General features: G+C 70.8%; 16 protein-coding genes. 4 read left to right on the forward strand and 12 right to left on the reverse strand.

The window, feature by feature from the left end:
* The first annotated feature begins 15 nt into the window (after window positions 1-15).
* From LK09_RS16315 to LK09_RS21595, 3 genes are all read left to right on the forward strand, one after another.
* Window positions 16-2,148 (forward strand): S9 family peptidase, encoded by a 2,133-nt coding sequence (locus LK09_RS16315; protein ID WP_231563106.1) that lies wholly within the window; start codon window positions 16-18, stop codon window positions 2,146-2,148.
* Between the two features lie 169 nt (window positions 2,149-2,317).
* Window positions 2,318-3,172 (forward strand): DUF559 domain-containing protein, encoded by an 855-nt coding sequence (locus tag LK09_RS16320; protein WP_039401886.1) that lies wholly within the window; start codon window positions 2,318-2,320, stop codon window positions 3,170-3,172.
* 446 nt (window positions 3,173-3,618) lie between these two features.
* A complete protein-coding gene (locus LK09_RS21595) occupies window positions 3,619-3,807 on the forward strand; it encodes a hypothetical protein (RefSeq protein WP_156138863.1) in 189 nt (62 codons plus the stop codon).
* Here LK09_RS21595 and LK09_RS16325 read toward each other — a convergent pair.
* The 3 genes from LK09_RS16325 to LK09_RS16335 form a co-directional block, all read right to left on the reverse strand.
* Window positions 3,777-4,805 carry a 6-phosphofructokinase gene (locus tag LK09_RS16325; RefSeq protein WP_039401889.1) on the reverse strand — a complete coding sequence of 343 codons (1,029 nt, stop codon included), beginning with the start codon at window positions 4,803-4,805 and terminating at the stop codon, window positions 3,777-3,779. The genes LK09_RS21595 and LK09_RS16325 overlap by 31 nt on opposite strands.
* A 112-nt stretch (window positions 4,806-4,917) precedes the next feature.
* Window positions 4,918-7,089, reverse strand: coding sequence for a DEAD/DEAH box helicase (locus tag LK09_RS16330; protein WP_039401892.1), 2,172 nt, complete (start codon window positions 7,087-7,089; stop codon window positions 4,918-4,920).
* A gap of 228 nt (window positions 7,090-7,317) precedes the next feature.
* Window positions 7,318-9,591 (reverse strand): heavy metal translocating P-type ATPase, encoded by a 2,274-nt coding sequence (locus tag LK09_RS16335; protein WP_039401896.1) that lies wholly within the window; start codon window positions 9,589-9,591, stop codon window positions 7,318-7,320.
* A gap of 104 nt (window positions 9,592-9,695) precedes the next feature.
* On the opposite strand from LK09_RS16335, the gene LK09_RS16340 reads away from it, so the two are divergent.
* Window positions 9,696-11,135 carry an MFS transporter gene (locus tag LK09_RS16340; protein ID WP_082008335.1) on the forward strand — a complete coding sequence of 480 codons (1,440 nt, stop codon included), beginning with the start codon at window positions 9,696-9,698 and terminating at the stop codon, window positions 11,133-11,135.
* Here LK09_RS16340 and LK09_RS16345 read toward each other — a convergent pair.
* The 9 genes from LK09_RS16345 to LK09_RS20915 form a co-directional block, all read right to left on the reverse strand.
* A complete protein-coding gene (locus LK09_RS16345) occupies window positions 11,101-11,964 on the reverse strand; it encodes an aldehyde dehydrogenase family protein (protein WP_039401899.1) in 864 nt (287 codons plus the stop codon). The two genes, LK09_RS16340 and LK09_RS16345, sit on opposite strands and share 35 nt — an antisense overlap.
* On the reverse strand, window positions 11,961-13,403 hold the full coding sequence (locus LK09_RS16350; protein ID WP_039401902.1) for an aldehyde dehydrogenase family protein: 1,443 nt from the start codon (window positions 13,401-13,403) through the stop codon (window positions 11,961-11,963). The genes LK09_RS16345 and LK09_RS16350 overlap by 4 nt, the downstream gene beginning before the upstream one ends.
* An 11-nt stretch (window positions 13,404-13,414) precedes the next feature.
* On the reverse strand, window positions 13,415-14,422 hold the full coding sequence (gene deoC, locus LK09_RS16355) for a deoxyribose-phosphate aldolase (protein ID WP_039401905.1): 1,008 nt from the start codon (window positions 14,420-14,422) through the stop codon (window positions 13,415-13,417).
* 79 nt (window positions 14,423-14,501) lie between these two features.
* The gene (locus LK09_RS16360) at window positions 14,502-15,515 is read right to left on the reverse strand and encodes a LacI family DNA-binding transcriptional regulator (RefSeq protein WP_039401908.1); all 1,014 of its coding nucleotides are present in this window, start codon (window positions 15,513-15,515) and stop codon (window positions 14,502-14,504) included.
* Between the two features lie 82 nt (window positions 15,516-15,597).
* Complete coding sequence (locus LK09_RS16365; RefSeq protein WP_039401911.1) at window positions 15,598-16,533, reverse strand: bifunctional riboflavin kinase/FAD synthetase; 936 nt, start codon at window positions 16,531-16,533, stop codon at window positions 15,598-15,600.
* Window positions 16,533-17,012, reverse strand: coding sequence for a hypothetical protein (locus LK09_RS16370; protein ID WP_039401914.1), 480 nt, complete (start codon window positions 17,010-17,012; stop codon window positions 16,533-16,535). Before LK09_RS16370 ends, LK09_RS16365 begins: the two co-directional genes overlap by 1 nt.
* A gap of 38 nt (window positions 17,013-17,050) precedes the next feature.
* Window positions 17,051-17,419 carry a hypothetical protein gene (locus LK09_RS16375; RefSeq protein WP_039401916.1) on the reverse strand — a complete coding sequence of 123 codons (369 nt, stop codon included), beginning with the start codon at window positions 17,417-17,419 and terminating at the stop codon, window positions 17,051-17,053.
* Window positions 17,416-18,339: a tRNA pseudouridine(55) synthase TruB gene (gene truB, locus LK09_RS16380; RefSeq protein WP_039401918.1), complete on the reverse strand. Its 924-nt coding sequence runs from the start codon at window positions 18,337-18,339 to the stop codon at window positions 17,416-17,418. The genes LK09_RS16375 and truB overlap by 4 nt, the downstream gene beginning before the upstream one ends.
* Window positions 18,339-18,869: a nucleoside/nucleotide kinase family protein gene (locus LK09_RS20915; RefSeq protein WP_052226906.1), complete on the reverse strand. Its 531-nt coding sequence runs from the start codon at window positions 18,867-18,869 to the stop codon at window positions 18,339-18,341. The genes truB and LK09_RS20915 overlap by 1 nt, the downstream gene beginning before the upstream one ends.
* Between the last annotated feature and the right edge of the window lie 6 nt (window positions 18,870-18,875).

The following is an 18,875-nucleotide window of genomic DNA, read 5'->3' on the forward strand; positions in this document are numbered from 1 at the left end:
CGTAGCGTGGTGTCCGTGATCAACGAGGCACCGGCATCCCCCACTCCTCCCGTCGCGGCACGGCGAATCGTGCAGCGCACCCACCACGGCGACACCTTCGACGACCCGTACGAGTGGCTGCGCGACAAGGACGACCCCGACGTGATCGCCCACCTCGAGGCCGAGAACGCCTACACCACCGCGCGCACCGCGCACCTGGAGGGCCTGCGCGGCCGCATCTTCGAGGAGATCAAGGGCCGCACCCAGGAGACCGACCTGTCGGTGCCGGTGCGCATGGGCTCGTGGTGGTACTACGGCCGCACCGTCGAGGGCAAGCAGTACGGCATCCACTGCCGGGCCCCGCTCGCGTCCGAGGACGACTGGACGCCGCCCGAGCTGACGGCCGACGTGCCCGTACCGGGCGAGCAGGTGCTGCTCGACGGCAACGTCGAGGCCGAGGGGCACGAGTTCTTCTCCCTGGGGACCTTCGAGGTGTCCAAGGACGGCACGCTGCTGCTCTACGGCGTCGACGTCGCCGGCGACGAGCGGTACACGCTGCGACTGCGCGAGATCGCTTCCGGCCGCGAACTGGACGACGTGATCGAGGGGACCTTCGCGGGAGCGTCGCTCTCCCCCGACGGCCGCAACGTCGTCTACACGACCGTCGACGACGCCTGGCGGCCCGACACCGTCTGGCTGCACGAGATCGGCACCCCCACCGACCACGATGTGAAGCTCTTCCACGAGCCCGACGACCATTTCTGGGTCGGCGCGGACTTCACCCGCAGCGACCGCTACCTGACCATCGGGGCCGGGTCGTCGATCACGAGCGAGGAGTGGCTCCTGGACGCCGACTACCTGCGCGGGGAGCCCCGCCTGGTGTGGCCGCGCGTCGAAGGGGTCGAGTACGGCAGCGAGCACGCCGTCATCGACGGCGAGGACGTCCTGTTCGTCCTGCACAACGGCCCCGCCGCCACCGGCGAGCAGGCTCTCGACTTCGAGCTGGTGCGCGTGTCGGCATCCGACCCCACGGGCGAGCGCACCGTCGTCATCCCGCACGAGAGCGGCCGGCGTCTGCTGGGGGTGTCGACGTTCCGTGACTGGGGCGTGGTCGGCTATCGTCGCGACGGGCTCACCCGGCTCGGCCTGCTCGGCTATGCGACGGGAGCGGTCGACGAGCTCACTTTCGACGAGCCCCTGTACGACGTCGGCACGGCGGGCAACCCGGAGTGGGCTCCCCCGCTGCTGCGCATCGGCTACGGGTCCTTCGTGACCCCCGGCACGGTCTACGACTACGAGCTGGCCTCGGGCGAGCGGCTGCTGCGCAAGCAGCAGCCGGTGCTCGGCGGATACGACCCGGCCGACTATGCCCAGGAGCGGGTGTGGGCCACGGCCGACGACGGCACGAAGGTGCCGATCTCGCTCGTGTACAAGACGTCGTTCGGCGGGGTGGGCGACGCACCCCGGCCCGTACACCTCTACGGCTACGGATCGTACGAGCACTCCATCGACCCGGCGTTCTCGATCGCCCGGCTGAGTGCGCTCGACCGCGGCGTCGTGTTCGCGGTCGCGCACGTCCGCGGCGGCGGTGAGATGGGCCGCGCCTGGTACGAGAACGGCAAGACCCTCACGAAGAAGAACACGTTCACCGACTTCGTGGCGTGCGCGCGGCACCTCGTCGACATCGGCATCACCACTCCCGATCGGATGGTCGCCGAGGGCGGATCCGCCGGAGGCCTGCTGATGGGGGCGGTTGCGAACCTCGCCCCGCACCTGTTCGGCGGCATCCTCGCCGTGGTGCCGTTCGTGGATGCGCTCACCAGCATCCTCGACCCGTCGCTGCCGTTGACCGTCATCGAATGGGACGAGTGGGGCGACCCGCTGCACGACCCCGAGGTCTACGCCTACATGAAGTCGTACACGCCGTACGAGAACGTGCAGGATGCCGCCTATCCGCCGATCCTCGCGGTCACGTCGCTCAACGACACCCGGGTGCTGTACGTGGAACCCGCCAAGTGGGTCGCGCGCCTGCGCGAGGTCGAGGTCGACGCGATCCTCAAGTGCGAGATGTCCGCCGGGCACGGCGGCGTCAGCGGCCGGTACAACGCCTGGCGCGAGCGGGCCTTCGAACTCGCCTGGCTGCTGGACCGCCTCGGCGTCGCCGACTGACACCTCAGGCGGGAGTCCGCGGCCGAGAACAGGCAGATGGCCGAGAACAGGCTGATCCGGGGGGATGCGGCCGGTTCTCGGCCATCCTGCTGTTTCCGGGCAGCGGAGTTATCCACAGGTCGCACGAGAGCAGTTGCCGAGGCCGTCCGCATCCACGGACGATGGCGAAGTGGTTCGTCAGGATGTCCCCCCGCTCGTCGGATGGCTCGCGTCTCACCGCGGCATCTCGCACACCCGCCATGCCCGCGAAGCCGGGTTCGACAAACATGTCGTCGCCGCCGCCGTGGCGTCCGGCACCGTTCACCGCATCCGGCGGTCGTGGATCGCCCTGCCGGCCTGCGACCCGAAGCTCACCGCCGCGGCAGAGGTGTCCGGCCGGTTGACCTGCGTCAGCGCGGGTGCACTGCACGGGCTCTGGACACCGCAGCACTCCGGCGGCGTCCACGTCGCGATCACACCAGGCTCGTCGCGCTTGCCCGAGGGTGAGCGCACACTGCACTGGGCGCGCGGCCCCGTCCCGACTTCACGCCTCGCCATCGTGGACGCGCCGCTGAACGTCCTGTTCCACATCGCCCGCTGCCTGCCACGCGCGGATGCGCTCGCAGTCTGGGAGTCGGCCTTCCGCCGCGGCTGGGTCGAACCGGAGGTGGTCCGCAGAGTCACCTGGACGAGCACGGCGGCGCGCGATCTCGCGTCGATCGCGGGTGACCTGTCCGACTCGGGTCTGGAGACGCGCTTCACGCTGCTCATGCGTTCCGTCGGCGTCTCGGTGCGCCAGCAGGTCTCCATCGACGGGCATCCCGTCGACGGTCTCATCGGCGAGCGGCTCGTCGTCCAGCTCGACGGGTTCGAGTTCCATCGAGCGGCCGATCGGCGCCGCGACCTCCGCGCCGACGCACGTCTGGCCCTGCGCGGATACACGACCCTGCGCTTCGACTACGAACAGATCTTCTTCGAGTCCGACTATGTCCTCGAGTCCGTGCTGACGGCCATCGCGCAGGGGTTGCACCGCATCAGCCGCTGAGCACCCGCCCACAGGCGGATGGCCGAGAACAGGCCGGATCCATCCGGATCAGCCTGTCCTCAGACATCCTGCTGTTCTGGGGCGCGGGTGTTCCGGGTGGCCGAGGCATCCGCTTCGCCGGACCCGCGGCCGAAAACAGGCAGATGGCCGAGAACAGTCCGGATGCCGGGGAATCAGCCTGTTCCCGGCCATCCTGCTGTTCTAAGGCGAGGCGCCGCCTGCCGAAAACCCTGCCAGCCACACTCGGATGCCGCCGTCCGGCACCTGCCGGCCGAAAACAGGCAGATGGCCGAAAGCAGGCAGGATGCCGGCGATTCAGCCTGTTCCCGGCCATCCTGATGTTCTGAGGCGAGGCGCCGCCTGCCGAAAACCCTGCCAGCCACACTCGGATGCCACCGTCCGGCACCTGCCGGCCGAAAACAGGCAGATGGCCAAAAGCAGGCAGGATGCCGGCGAATCAGCCAGTTCCCGGCCATCCTGCTGTTCTGGGGCGGGATGCCGCCGACCAGGCATCCGCCGGCCTGGAACAGGCGGATGGCCGAAAACAGGCCGGATCCATCCGGATCAGCTTGTTCTCGGGCATCCTGCTGTTCTGGGGCGGCGATCAGCCGAAGAGGGCGGCGGCCTCGTCGTAGCGGTAGCGGGGAACCGTGGACAGCTCGCCGAGGGCGTCCTCGAAGCTCACGCGCACGATGTCGGTGCCACGCAGCGAGACCATCTGCCCCCAGGCGCCGTCGACGATCGCGTCGGCGGCGGCAAGGCCCAGACGGGTCGCCAGCACGCGGTCGAACGCCGACGGTGAACCGCCGCGCTGGATGTGCCCGAGCACGGTGGCGCGGGTCTCGATGCCGGTGATGCGCTGGATCTCGGGGGCGAGCACCTCGCTGATGCCGCCCAGGCGCGGCCGGTTGAAGGCGTCCAGGCCCTTGTCGCTGTACGCCTCCTCCATGCCGGTGAGGGTGAAGCCCTCCGACACCACGACCAGGGGCGCGCGCCCGCGGTCGTGGGCCTTCGTGACCTGCTCGCAGATCTCGTCGATCGACATCGGCACCTCGGGGATGCAGATGACGTGGGCCCCGGCCGCGATGCCGGCGTGCAGCGCGATCCAGCCGACGTGGCGGCCCATGACCTCCGCGACCATGCACCGCTGGTGCGAGTCGCCGGTGGTGCGCAGGCGGTCCATCGCGTCGGTCGCGATGTTCACGGCCGTGTCGAAACCGAACGAGTAGTCGGTCGCCCGCAGATCGTTGTCGATCGTCTTCGGCACACCGAGCACGTTGATGCCGTCCTTCGCGAGACGGTTCGCCGCGGCCAGGGTGCCCTCGCCGCCGATCGCGATGACGCCGTCGATGCGGTGGCCGTAGAGCGTCTTGCTGATGTTCTCGGCACCCCCACGCGGACCCTCGTACGGGTTCGTGCGGCTGGTGCCGAGGATCGTGCCGCCGACCTTGGACAGGCCCTTGATCTCGTGGCGCGTGAGCGGGAAGAAGTCCGCGTCGACGAGACCGCGCCAGCCGTCGCGGATGCCGACGAACTCCAGGTCGTACGCGGTCGTGCCTTTGAGCACCACGCCGCGGATCACCGCGTTGAGCCCGGGGCAATCGCCGCCGGACGTGAGAATGCCGATCTTCATGGGGGAGAGTGTCCTTTGCCGGTTCAGAGAGCAGAGAAACGAGTGGTCGGCGACGCTGCCTGAGTAGACCTTATCGCCTTCGCGGACTCCCCCCGCCGCCGGGGCCCGGCGCCTACGCGGCGCCGAGCGCCTGACGGCACAGATGCATGAGCGCCGACAGCTGCACGGAGTCGCTGGACTGCGGGTCGACGGCGTCGCCGTCCAGCGCCCGCGCGGCCAGACCCTGCTTCGAGTCGATCAGCTCGGCGATCTTCGTGTCGATCGTGTGCGCGGCGATGATGCGCCACGCGGTGACCGGCTCGTCCTGCCCGATGCGGTGCACGCGATCGATCGCCTGCGTCTGCTCGGCGGCCGTCCAGGAGAGCTCCGCGAGCACGACGTTGGATGCCGCCTGCATGTTCAGGCCGACGCCGGCGGCGGTCAGCGAGCACACCGCGATCCCCACCTCGGGATCGTTGTTGAACGCGTCGATCGCCTGCTGGCGTGCCGGCGTGGACTGGTCGCCGCGGATCGAGATGGTGCGGATGCCGGAGGCCGCGAAGTGCGCCTCGGCGGCATCCATCACGTCGATGTGCTTCGCGAAGAACACCACCTTGCCGACCGAGCGCTGCAGCTGGGCGGCGTAGTCGGCCGACAGCTGCGCCTTGGCCTGGCCGATGCGTCGCACCATGGTGAAGACGTTCTCGCTGCCGGTGCCGGCGGCCTTGGACTCTTCGAGCTCGTTGTGGGCGACCAGGCGAACGATGTCGTCGTCGATCTCTCCGGGGCCGAGGTCGACGTGGCTTCGCGAGGCGATGATCCGGCGATACCGGTCGGCGAGCCGCTGACCGAGTTCGCGCTCCGCCTGCCGGATCGACCGGCCGTACTCGTCGTCGAGCTCGACGGGGAGGTCGGCGATGAGCTTGTCGGGAAGGTCTGCGGCGACATCCTTCTTCTTGCGGCGCACGATCCCCATCGAGATGACGGCGGCGCGCGCCTCGGGGTAGAAGGACTTGTCGGCGGGGGTGAGCCCGGTGGCATCCAGCCGCTCCATCAGCGCCGGACCCGGCTTCTCGCCGTTGGTCCACCCGAGGAAGCGCCAGATCGCGTCGAAGTCCTCGACGTCGTTGATGAGCGGGGTTCCGGTCAGGGCGAGCAGCAGCGGATTGCGGTTCTGCTCGCGCAGGCGCGTGGCGAGCGCCAGCACGTTCTGCGAGCGCTGCGACGTCAGGTTCTTGATGAAGTGCGCCTCGTCGACGACCATTCCCTTGAGCCCGAGGTCGCCCAGCCACGACAGGTGCCGGTCGAGGACCTCGTAGTTGACGATGAACACGTCGGCGAACGCGTCGATGTCATCGCCGTCGCCGGAGATCACGGTCGCGCGGCGGTGCGGCGTCCAGCGCTGCACCTCGCGCGCCCAGTTCATCTTGACGACGTTCGGCACGACCGCGAGCAGCGGGTACGCCCCGGCGACGGATGCCGCCAGCACCGACTGCGCGGTCTTCCCGAGACCGGGCTCGTCGGCCAGCAGGAACGAGCGATGCCCGTCACGCACGGCCTCGAGGAAGCGCGACTGGTGCGCCATGACCTCGAGTCCCTTGGGCGAAAGCCGATCGAACTCCGGCACCTCGGGGAGGTCCATGGTCGCCGCACCGCCGCCGGCGCCGGTCTCGAACGCCTTGTACAGGGGTCCCATGAGCTCCCAGCCGTCCAGACGCCGACGCGGGGTCGGGGCGGTGGAGCGCGTCGTGAGGTCGGGGGCGAGGAACGGGTTGGACTCCTTGCGCGCCTCGATCTGCGGCGGCGTCACCTGGCGGTCGGCCAGCGCCGCCGGCACCACGGTGGGCGTCGCGGGAGCGGTGTCGGTGATGATCAGCTCATCGGGCGCGAGCTCGGCGCCCGACTCGATCAGCCAGTCGCGGCGCATGCGCTTCGCGACCGGCGAGGTCGCCTGGTCGACCTCGAGCAGCTGGATGAGCGACGTGTCGCGCGCCGCCGTCTTGGCGAGGATCGTCGCGACGCCGTCGAGGCGCTTGAGCTGCTCGGCGCGGGAGGCATCCGTCAGCTGCTGGTCGGCCTTGACGCGGGCGCGCTCCTCGCGGACGAGGAAGGCGATCACCTGGAACTTCACGCGGTTGGTGGGTCCGAGTTTGCCGCGCTGGGCCTTCGCCTCGACCTCGCGCACCTTGCGCGCCAGGATCGGGATCAGCGGGGCTTCGTCGTCACGGCGCGACGACGAGCGCCGGCGCGGCGCGGACTTGGGGGCGGCCTGCTTCTTCGAAGCCGCTTCGACCGTGGTCGACATGCTCCTCCTGAGCGGAAAGACCGGAACATGGGGAAGTCCCGGTGGGCATCCTCCGCGGCTGTCATGCGCAGAGGGCGGGGTGCCGCAAGATGCAGCCGATGCGCTGTCTCGGCATCTTCGATGCCCGGCGCACGCACGGATGTGCGACAATCCCCGCCGCCTAGTGTACCCCGCCGGCGCCGGCCTTCAGGTTACGACGCGACTTCCTGTGCAAATCGCCCGCAGGAGTCAGACCGCCCGGCGCAGGCGCAGGCTGTTGAGAACGACGAAGACGCTGGAGAACGCCATCGCCGCCCCGGCGATCATCGGGTTGAGCAGGCCGAGCGCGGCCAGCGGGATCGCCGCCGCGTTGTACGCGAACGCCCAGAACAGGTTCCCGCGGATGATCCGCATCGTGCGGCGGCTGAGCTGGAGGGCGTCGGCCGCGGCCGGGAGCCCCGAGCGCACCAGGGTGATGTCGCTCGCGTGGAGTGCGGCATCCGCTCCCCCGCCCATCGCGATGCCGAGGTCGGCGGTCGCCAGGGCCGCGGCGTCGTTCACGCCGTCGCCCACCATCGCGACGCGTCGCCCCTCGGCGCGCAGTCTCTCGATCTCGGCGACCTTCTGCTCCGGCAGCACGCCGGCGACGACGGTCGGGATGCCGGCCTCGGCGGCAACGGCCCGCGCGACGGTCTCGTTGTCGCCGGTGAGCAGGACGACGTCGGCACCGAGGTCGCGCAGGCGTGCGATCGCGTCGGCGCTGTCGGGTCGGATGCCGTCCGCGACGGCGAACACGGCGCGCACCCGCGGCACACCGTCGGCATCCGCCCACCCGGCCACGACCGCGGTGCCGACCGTCTCCGCCGAGGCCACGGCCGGGACCAGGTCGGCGGGGATCGTCGCGCCCCTCTCGGCCGCGAAGGCGGGCTTTCCGGCGAAGGCCGCCAGATCGCCCACGGTGCCGGTGACGCCGCGTCCGGCGTGCGAGCGGAAGCCGTCGACGGATTCCTCCCCCCGCCGGGCATCGGCGATGGCGCGGGCGACGGGGTGCTCGGAGACGGCTTCCAGCGCGCCGATCACGGCGAGCGCTTCGTCACGCGAGACACCGGGAACGGTGGTCACGTCGCCGAGCGTCATCTCGCCGGTGGTCACGGTCCCCGTCTTGTCGAGCACGACGGTGTCGATGCGATCGGCCTGCTCGAGGGCTTCGGGACCGGTGATGAGGATGCCCAGCTGCGCGCCGCGCCCGGTTCCGACGAGGATCGCGATGGGCGTGGCAAGGCCCAGGGCGCACGGGCAGGCGACGATGAGCACGGCGACCGCGGCGGTGAAGCCGGCGGCGACCGGCTGCCCCGCGAGCATCCACCCCGCGAACGTGAGCACGGCGAGTGCGATCACGATGGGGACGAAGACGGCCGAGATGCGGTCGGCGAGACGCTGCACCCGGCTCTTGCCGGCCTGCGCGTCTTCGACGAGGCGGGCCATCCGGGCCAGGCGCGTGTCGGCGCCGACGCCGGTCGCGCGAACCCGGAGTCGGCCGTCGGCGGCGATCGTGCCCCCGGTCACCTCCGCACCGGGTGCGACGTCGACCGGCACCGACTCGCCGGTGAGCATGCTCTGGTCGACCGCCGCCTCCCCCGCGACGACGACGCCGTCGGCGGCGACCTTCTCGCCGGGGCGCACCACGAATTCGTCGCCGATGAGCAACTCGTCGATCGGCACGCGGCGGCCGTCGGCGAGCTCGACGTCCTTGGCACCGAGGTCCATGAGCGCGCGCAGGGCGCTGCCGGCACGCCGCTTCGAACGCTGCTCGATGACCCGGCCGAGCAGCAGGAACACGGTGACGGCCGCCGCAACCTCGAAGTACACCATCGACGTCGGATCGGCGTCTGGCGCGAAGAGGGTGGCCTCGTGCACCATGCCGACCTCGCCGGCGGTGCCGAACAGGAGCGCCCACACGCTCCAGAGGTACGCGGCCCCGGTGCCGAGGGTGATCAGCGTGTCCATGGTCATCGCGCCGTGCCGCGCGTTCGCGAAGGTGGCGCGATGGAACGGCCATCCGCCCCACAGGACGATCGGGGTGGCCAGTGCGAACGACACCCACTGCCACCCGGGGAACTGCAGCGCGGGGATCATGCCCAGGGCCACGACCGGGACGGCGAGCAGGGCGCTGACGATCAGACGCGTGCGCAGCGGCCCGCCGTGCGCGTGCGCGTCGGATGCCTCGACGGAGGCGTCCGACGTTTCGCGGGAGGCGGCATCCTGCCCCGGTGCCGGACGCACCCGGGCGTCGTACCCGGCTTCGCGCACCGCCTGGACGAGCCGGTCGGCGTCGACGTCGACGGGGAAGCTCACCTTCGCGGACTCCGTGGCCAGGTTCACGGCCGCGGTGACGCCGGGCACCGTCTGGAGGCGCTTCTCGACGCGCGCGACGCAGCTCGCGCAGGTCATGCCCTCGATGTCGAGGACGGCCTCGCGGTTCTCGTGCGCCTCGCGGGAGGCGGTCGTGGATGCGGTGGTCATGTCGCTCCTTTCCACCGTCCCCAACATGATACCCCCCAGGGGTATTCCTCGCCACCCGGTCCGCCCCCGATGTGCCCGCCCGGGTCTATGGTGGCGACGTGGCGATGAATCGTGCGGAACGGCTCGTCCTGTGGATCGCGATCCTGGCGTCCTTCGTCGCATTCCTGGACGGCACCGTGGTGAACGTCGCGCTGCCCGCGATGCAGCGCGAACTCGGCGGCGGGCTGACGACCCAGCAGTGGATCGTGGATGCCTACCTCGTGACGCTCGGGGCGCTGATCCTCGTCGCGGGCTCGCTCAGCGACCTCTTCGGACGCGCCCTGATCCTACGCGTGGGGCTGATCGGCTTCGGCGCCGCCTCGATCGCCATCGCCGCCGCGCCCGACCCGCTGTTCCTCATCATCGCCCGCGCGATCCAGGGCATCGCCGGAGCCCTCCTCGTGCCGAGCTCCCTGGCTCTCATCACCTCGACGTTCCGAGGCCCGGCGCAGGCGCGCGCGATCGGCATCTGGACGGCATCCACCACGGCGGCGCTGCTGGTCGGCCCGGTGCTCGGCGGCGGGTTCGTCGACCTGCTCTCCTGGCGGTACGCGTTCCTCATCAACGTGCTGCCGATCGCCGTCACCCTGTGGCTCCTGGCCATCCTGCACCACCCCGACGTGCGCAACCCCGACGCGAAGGTCGACTGGGCCGGTGCCGTGCTGTGCACCGTCGGCCTCGGCGGCATCGTCTTCGCCCTCATCGAGCAGGATCGCCTCGGATGGAGCAATCCCCTGATCTGGGGCAGCGCCGTCATCGGCGGCGCGGCCCTCATCGGCTTCCTCGTGCGGCAGGCCACGGCCCGGTTCCCCCTCATGCCCCTGAGCCTGTTCACCGTGCGGAACTTCTGGGCCGGCAACGTGGCGACCGCGTTCATCTACGGCGCGCTCGGCATCGCCGGCCTGGTGCTGGGCGTCTTCTTGCAGCAGGTCTCCGGGTGGCCGGCCACCCTCGCCGGCCTGGCGTTCCTGCCGACCACGATCATCATGGTCGCGCTGAGCGAACGCTTCGGCACGCTCGCCGGCCGCTTCGGCCCACGCCTGTTCATGACGCTCGGGCCGCTCGTCATGGCCGCCGGCACGCTGCTGCAGCTGACCGTCACCGCGGACGTGAACTACTGGCTGCAGGTGCTGCCGTCGATGATCGTCTTCGGGCTCGGCCTGGCGCTGACCGTCGCGCCCCTCACGTCCGCCGTGCTCGGGGCGATCGACCCGTCGCGGTCGGGCATCGCCTCGGCCGTCAACAACGCTGTCGCCCGCATCGCCGGTCTTCTCACGGTGGCGATGCTCGGCGTCATCGCGGGCGGCGCGATCACCGTCATCGGCCTGCACCGCTCGATCATCGTGACCGCGGCCATGTTCGCGGTGGGCGGTGTCTGCTCGCTGCTCGGCATCCGCAACCCGCCGCGCACAGCCGCCCCCGCGGTTGGCGAGGGCGGCGGTGCTCAGTCCGGAACGGACTCCCCGGTGATCAGATCAGACTCTTCGGATGCCACACCGTCTTGACCTCGGTGAACGCGGTGATGCGCTCCAGGCTCGGGGTCGCGGCATCCGCTCCCGGCTCGGGCGGGAGCACGCGCATGAGGGTCTCGGCCGCCCGGATCTGCAGGTCGACCCAGTCGATGTGACCGGCGCCGACGAGGTCGAGCGCGTTCACGTCGGGGTGGGATGCCAGCCACGGCGCGATCTCGGCCGCGGAACCGGTCAGCACGTTCACCACTCCGCCCGGCACATCGCTGGTGGCGAGCACCTCGGCGAGGCTGATGGCCGAGAGCGGATGCCGCTCGGACGCCACGACCACGACGGTGTTCCCGGCGACGAGCGCCGGGGCGACCGCCGAGACGAAGCCGACCAGCGCGCTCTCCTGCGGAGCGATCACAGCGACGACGCCGGTGGGCTCGGGCACCGAGATGTCGAAGTAGGGGCCGGCGACCGGGTTCAGCGCTCCGGTGACCTGGACGTACTTGTCGCACCATCCGGCGTACCAGACCCAGCGGTCGATCGCCTCGTCGACCTCGGCGCCGGCGGCCGCGGCGCTCACGCCGGTCTGCGCGACGATCTCGTCGATGAACTGGGCGCGACGGCCCTCCAGCACCTCTGCGACGCGGTAGAGCACCTGTCCGCGGTTGTACGCGGTGGCACCCGACCAGCCCTTGACCGCGGCACGCGCCTTCTCGACGGCGTCGCGGGCATCCTTGCGCGACGCCTTGGCCGCATTCGCGAGGAACGCGCCCTTGGGACCCTCGACCGCGTACACCCGACCGGACTCGGAGCGCGGGAAGGCGCCGCCGACGAACAGCTTGTAGGTCTTCGGAATCGTCAGCCGCTTGCTCATGCGCCTGCCCCCTTCAGGTACGCGAGCAGGCCCTGACGGCCGCCCTCCCGGCCGTAGCCGGACTCCTTGTAGCCGCCGAACGGGCTCGACGGATCGAAACGGTTGAACGTGTTCGCCCACACGACGCCGGCACGCAGGCGGTCGGCGACGGCGAGGATGCGGGAGCCCTTGTCGCTCCAGATGCCGGCCGACAGGCCGTACGGCGTGTTGTTCGCCTTCGCGATCGCCTCGTCGGGGGTGCGGAAGGTCAGCACCGACAGCACCGGGCCGAAGATCTCCTCGCGCGCGATGCGGCTCGAGGTCTGCACGTTGTCGAAGATGGTCGGCGCGAACCAGAATCCCTTGTCGGGGATGACGCAGTCGGCCGTCCAGCGATCGGCGCCCTCGTCCTCGCCGACCGCGGACAGCTCGCGGATGCGCGCCAGCTGCTCGGCCGAATTGATCGCGCCGATATCGGTGTTCTTGTCGAGCGGGTCGCCCAGGCGCAGCGTCGACAGGCGATCCTTCAGGCGGTCCAGGACCTCGTCGTGGACGGATTCCTGGACGAGGAGGCGACTGCCTGCGCAGCACACGTGCCCCTGGTTGAAGAAGATCCCGTTGACGATCCCCTCGACAGCCTGATCGATCGGGGCGTCGTCGAACACGATGTTCGCCGCCTTGCCGCCCAGCTCGAGCGTGACCTTCTTGGGGGTGCCGGCGACCTGGCGTGCGATCGCGCGGCCGACCGCCGTGGACCCGGTGAAGGCCACCTTGTCGACGTCCGGGTGCGCGACGACCGCGGCCCCCGTGGCGCCTGCGCCGGTGACGATGTTCACGACGCCGGCAGGAAGGTCGGCCTGCTGCAGGATCTCCGCGAAGATGAGCGCCGTGAGCGGCGTCGTCTCGGCCGGCTTCAGCACGATCGTGTTGCCCGCGGCCAGTGCCGGCGCGAGCTTCCACGCCAGCATCAGCAGCGGGAAGTTCCACGGGATCACCTGGCCGGCCACCCCGAGCGCACGCGGGTTCGCGCCGAGTCCGGCGTAGTCGAGCTTGTCGGCCCAGCCGGCGTAGTAGAAGAACCACGCGGCGACCAGCGGCACGTCGACGTCGCGGGACTCCTTGATCGGCTTGCCGTTGTCGAGGCTCTCCGCGACGGCGAGCTCGCGGGCCCGCTCCTGCACGAGGCGCGCGATGCGGAAGAGGTACTTGCCGCGGTCGCGCCCGGACATCTTCGACCAGACCTTGTCGTAGGCGCGCCGGGCGGCCCGCACGGCGGCATCCACGTCATCCTCGCTCGCCTGCGCGATCGTGGCGAGGTGGGACTCGTCGGCCGGTGAGATGGTGGTGAACGTGCCGCCGGTGCCGGGGCGGAACTCGCCGTCGATGAACAGTCCGTACTCGTCGCGCAGGCTCAGGATCGACCGCGACTCGGGGGCGGGGGCGTATTCCAGGAAACTCATTGTTCGGGTCCTCAGTCGATCGTCACGTAGTCGGTGCCGGTGTAGTGGCCGGAGGCCAGCTTCTGCCGCTGACGCAGCACGTCGTTGAGCAGGCTCGACGCGCCGTAGCGGAACAGGTGCGGCTGCAGCCACTCCTCCCCCGTCGTCTCGGCGACGGTGACGAGGTACTTGACGGCATCCTTCGCGGTGCGGATGCCGCCCGCGGGCTTGACGCCGATCTTCTCGCCGGTGAGGCGGTGCCAGTCGCGCACCACCTCGAGCATCAGCAGTGTCACCGGCAGCGTCGCGGCCGGCGCCACCTTTCCGGTGGAGGTCTTGATGAAGTCGCCGCCGGCGAGGATCGCCAGCCACGACGCGCGCTTCACGTTGTCGTACGTGTTCAGCTCACCGGTCTCGAGGATGACCTTCAGGGATGCCGCCGTGCCGTCGGGCCTGACGCAGGCCTGCTTGACCTGCACGATCTCGTCGAACACCTTGCCGTAGTTGCCCGCGAGGAACGCGCCGCGGTCGATGACCATGTCGATCTCGTCCGCGCCGGCGGCGACCGCGTCGGCGGTGTCGGCGAGCTTCACCGCGAGAGAGGCCCGCCCCGACGGGAATGCCGTGGCCACCGCGGCCACCGACACGAGTCCGTCGTCGGGGTCGCCGTGGCGGGCGCCGAGCGCCTCGACCGCGGCGGGCACCATGTCGCCGTACACGCAGACCGCGGCGACCTGCGGGGTGGACGGGTCGGAGGCATCGGGATGCACGGCCTTGGACACCAGGGAGCGCACCTTGCCGGGGGTGTCGGCACCCTCGAGGGTGGTCAGGTCGATCAGCGAGATGATCTTGTCGAGCGCCCACGCCTTGGACGTCGTCTTGATCGACCGGGTGCCGAGGCCATCTGCCCGCTGCGTCAGCCCCACGGCATCCACTCCGGGCAGGCCGTGCAGGAACCGCCGCAGCGTCGCGTCGTCCGACTCGCCGCCGATCAGTTCCCGAGCGCGGTCGGATGTGACCGCGAGGTCGGTGGAGGTCATCGTTCCTCTTTCCTCTTCGTCGAGTCCGAGCTCGTCAGACTCATGATGTCTCAATCGCCCATGTTCGGCCATGGCCCGTTCAGCCATGGTGGGCCGCCCTCTCTCGCGGTGGGCCGGCCGTCGAGCCGCGCACGACGAGCTCGACGGGCAGGGTCAGGATGACCGGATCGGCACCCGGTTCTGCGCCGATGCGGTCCAGGAGCAGCCGCGCCGCCGTCGCGCCCTGCTCGACCTCCGGCCGGCGCACGACCGTCAGGGGCGGGCGCAGCAGCGGGGCGAACGACAGGTCGTCGAATCCGACGACGGAGATGTCGGCGGGCACGCGGACCTGGAGTTCGTCGAGGGCGCGCAGAGCACCGATGGTCATGAGGTTGTTCGCGACGAACACCGCCGTCGGACGCGACCGCCACAGTGCGCGCATGGCATCGTGGCCGCCCGACTCGCGGAAATCCGCAACCACCACAAGCGCCTCGTCGACGGGCATCCCGCGGGCCGCCATGCTCGCCCGGAACCCGGCGTGGCGCTCGCGCCCGGGCGTGGACGACAGCGGGCCGCCGATGAACGCGATGCGCTCGTGCCCGAGGGCGGCCAGATGCGCCACCGCGAGCCGGGTGCCCTCGAGGTTGTCGACCATCACCCGGTCGACGTCGCGACGCTCGCGCGACTCGCGGTCGACGAACACCACCGGAAGCCGCAGCCTCGCCACGTCTTCGGCGGAGCGGCCGTCTTCGACGAGCGGGGCGATGATGATGCCGTCGGTGCGCTGCGAGAGCTCGCCGATCAGCGCGTTCTCCTGCTCGAGGTCTTCGTCGCTGTTGCCGAGGAGGATCTGCAGCCCTGCGGTCCGCGCCTCCTGCTCGATTCCCTTGATGAGCGCGGCGAAGAACGGGTTGGTGACGTCGGGCACGATGACGCCGATCGCGGCGTGGCGGCCGGTGCGGAGGTTGCGCGCCGAGACGTTGGGCTGATAGCCGAGCTCGTCGACCGCGCGCGCGATGTCGGTGGCGGCGCGCACCGTCTGGCCGGCGAGGTACCGCGAGACGCTCGCGGTGGACACGCCCGCCGCCGTCGCCACGTCCTGAATCGTCGCCATTCCCGCCCCGCTGAAGTGTAATCGATTACAGTTCAGCGTAGACCGGCAGGATGCCGGCTGTCAACAGCTCAGCCGCGCCGGGTCAGGCCAGGATGCCGCGGGCCCGCTGCACGTCGTCGGCCATCTGCGCCAGCAGCGGGCCGATGCCGTCGAAGGCCACCATCCCGCGGATGCGCTCGGTGAACTCGACGTCGACGCGGTGGTCGTACAGGTCGAGGTCGTCCCGGTCGAGGACGTAGGCCTCCACCTGGCGGTGGTGGACGTCGTCGAACGTCGGGTTCGTGCCGACGCTGATCGCCGCGGGATACCGCGCCGCACCGTCGACGAGCCACCCGGCGTACACGCCGTCGGCGGGGATCAGTCCCTCCACCTCGCCACCGATGTTCGCCGTCGGGTAGCCGAGTTCGCGGCCGCGCTTGAGGCCGTGGACGACGTCGCCGCGCACCGACGGAGCGCGCCCGAGGAGCGTCGTCGCACCGGCGACGTCGCCGGCGGCGACGAGTTCGCGCACCCAGGTGGACGAGACACGGCGCTCGGCGGAGTCCGGACGGATGTCGCCGACGACGTCGACGGTGAAGCCCGCCTGGGCACCGGCCGACTCGAGCAGCGCGACGTCGCCGGCACCACGGTGGCCGAACCGGAAGTCGCGGCCGACCAGCACCACCTTCGCGTGCAGGGCGTCGACGAGCACCTCGGAGATGAACTCGGACGCCTCCTGTGCGGCGCGCTGCTGGTCGAACCGCAGCAGCAGCGTCGCATCGGCGCCGGCCTCGGCCAGCAGGTCGAGCTTCTGGCTCGGTCCGATGACGTCGTCGGGGCAGATCTCAGGGCGCACGGTGCGCAGCGGATTGCGGTCGAACGTGACCGCGACCACCTTCGCGCCGAGCCGCTCGGCATCCTGCCGGGCCCGCTGCAGCAGAGCCCGGTGCCCGGCGTGCACGCCGTCGAACTTGCCGACCGCGACCACCGACGGGCCGAAGTCCGCCGGAACGGCTTCCGGAGCGTCGAAGACGATCATCAGCCGGACACGACCTGTTCGGCCGCGGCATCCTTCGGCGTCTCGACCGGAGGGTGCGTGATCAGCCACCAGACTCCGAAGAAGGGCAGCACCAGCGGGACGAAGAGGTAGCCGATCCCGTAGTAGGACCACACGGTCGCCTCGGGGAACAGCGTCGGCTGCACCAGGCTGAGGGTGCCGATGACGAGCACGCCGATCAGTTCGAAGCTGATCGTCACCCAGGCGATCCGGTACCAGATGCGGGATCCGGCGCCGAGGACGAGCGCCAGCGTCGCGACGATGTACACCACGGCGGACACGCCGGACAGCGAGAAGGCCAGCGGCGCCTGATCGAAGCGCTCGGCGATCTGCACGAAGGAGCGACCGGTCGCGCCCAGCGCGAGGATCGCGTAGACGACGACCAGGACACGACCGATGCCGGTCATCCGGCGGCGACGGGGCGGCGCGGTCTCGGCCGCACCGTGAGATGGGGAAGGCATGATTCCGCCAATTCTACCGGCGTGCGCCGCGCGTCTCCTCAGGCGCCCTGCACCGTCCAGATGACGTGCATGCGCCACACCATCACCGCGATCGCGAGCGCCGCGACGCCCATGATCACCGTGCTCCAGCGGCTGCGCTCGAGCAGCGCCCACACCACCGCGGCGGGCGGGATCAGCACCGCCGAGACCGCGTACACCCAGAACTCGAGCAGGCTCCCCGTGGGCGGGTTGCCGGTGAGGGGCGCGACGATCCCGATGACGACCTGCACGATCAGCAGCAGTTCGATCAAGGCCAGGATGCCGACGGTGAGGTCGCTCGGGCGGCGCCCCGCGAGTCCGAGGATGACGCACAGCAGACCGCCGAGCGCGGCGACGGCGACCTCGACGTAGGTGAACCAGGTGATCATGCGGGCTGCTCCGGGCTTTCGGGTTCGGGCATGTTCATGACGCTCTTCACCGCCGGGCCCCGCCGTTCCACGACGCCGATGAGCGAGCCGTCGGGCGCGATCGCGGCGGCGCGGGCCGGGGCATCCGGCAGCGCGATCCGTTTTCCGTGGCGGAGGTCCCGGGCCTGCTCGGCCGTGACCTGCACGCCGCCCAGGACGGATGCCGCCACCTCGGCGGGCGGACGCAGGTGGTCGCCCAGGTCGCTGTCTTCGAGTCGGTCGCGATCGGGCACGGGCTGCGCGTCGGCGACGGCGAAGGGCCCGACGTGCGTGCGGCGCAGCGCTGTCAGGTGCCCGCCCGCACCGAGGTCGGCGCCGAGGTCGCGGGCGAGGGCGCGGATGTAGGTGCCGCTGGAGCAGTCCACCACGACGTCCACGTCGATCGCGGTCTCGCCCGCGTGGTCTGTGCGACGAATGCCGAGCACCTCGAAGCGCGAGATCACGACGTCGCGCGCCTTCAGCTGCACTTCCTCGCCCTGCCGCGCGAGGTCGTAGGCCCGACGGCCGCCGACCTTGATCGCGGAGACCGTGCTCGGGACCTGGCTGAGGGGACCGCGCAAGCGGGCGATGCCGGCTTCGATCTGCGCGTCGGCGACGTGGGCGGCATCGGTCGTCCGCGTGACCTCGCCGTCCGCGTCGTCGGAGTCGGTGGAGACCCCCAGCCTGATCGTCGCCTCGTACGTCTTGTCGAGGCCGACGATGAAGGTGAGCAGGCGCGTGGCCGGGCCGACTCCCAGGATGAGCAGCCCCGTCGCCATCGGGTCGAGTGTTCCGGCGTGGCCGATCTTCTTGGTCTTCAGAGCCCGTCGCGCCCGTGCGACGACATCGTGGCTGGTCATCCCGCCCGCCTTGTCGACGAGCAGGATGCCGGACGGCCCCATCAGCGCACCCGCTTCGGATCGGCGGGGTCGGTCACGTCGACGACCGCCTCGGCGACGCTGTCCGCATCGCCGGAGAGGTCGATCCGCCAGTCCCAGAAGCCCTCGAGACGGAAGTCGAGCAGGTCGGAGCCGTCGACCAGCAGCGTCGCATCGGCCGGCCCCGTGACCCAGCGGGCGGCGGCGGGCATGTCGCGCACGGCGTCGAACGCGGCGAGCTGGAAGCCCGTGGTCGCCGAGGTGTGGGCGGCATCCCGGAACGGATCGATGAGCACGCGACGAAGCGTCGCGAGGTCGTAGCGCCCCGCTCCCGTCTCGCGGGCGCGGTCGGCACGGGGGCGCTGGAAGTCGGCGATGTGCGCCCGGAACACGGCGATGTCGCCCTCGCGGTAGACGTCGGCGAGGCCGGCGGCGAAGGCCGCGGTGTCGGGTCCGTGCACGGCGATCACGACCCGGCCGCCGGGAAAACGGGACCGCGCCTCGTCGCGCAGCGCGCGCTGCAGCTCGGTGGCGGGGGTGGATGGCAGGCGCATGCATCC

The organism is Microbacterium mangrovi, from assembly GCF_000802305.1.
Taxonomy (GTDB): domain Bacteria; phylum Actinomycetota; class Actinomycetes; order Actinomycetales; family Microbacteriaceae; genus Microbacterium; species Microbacterium mangrovi.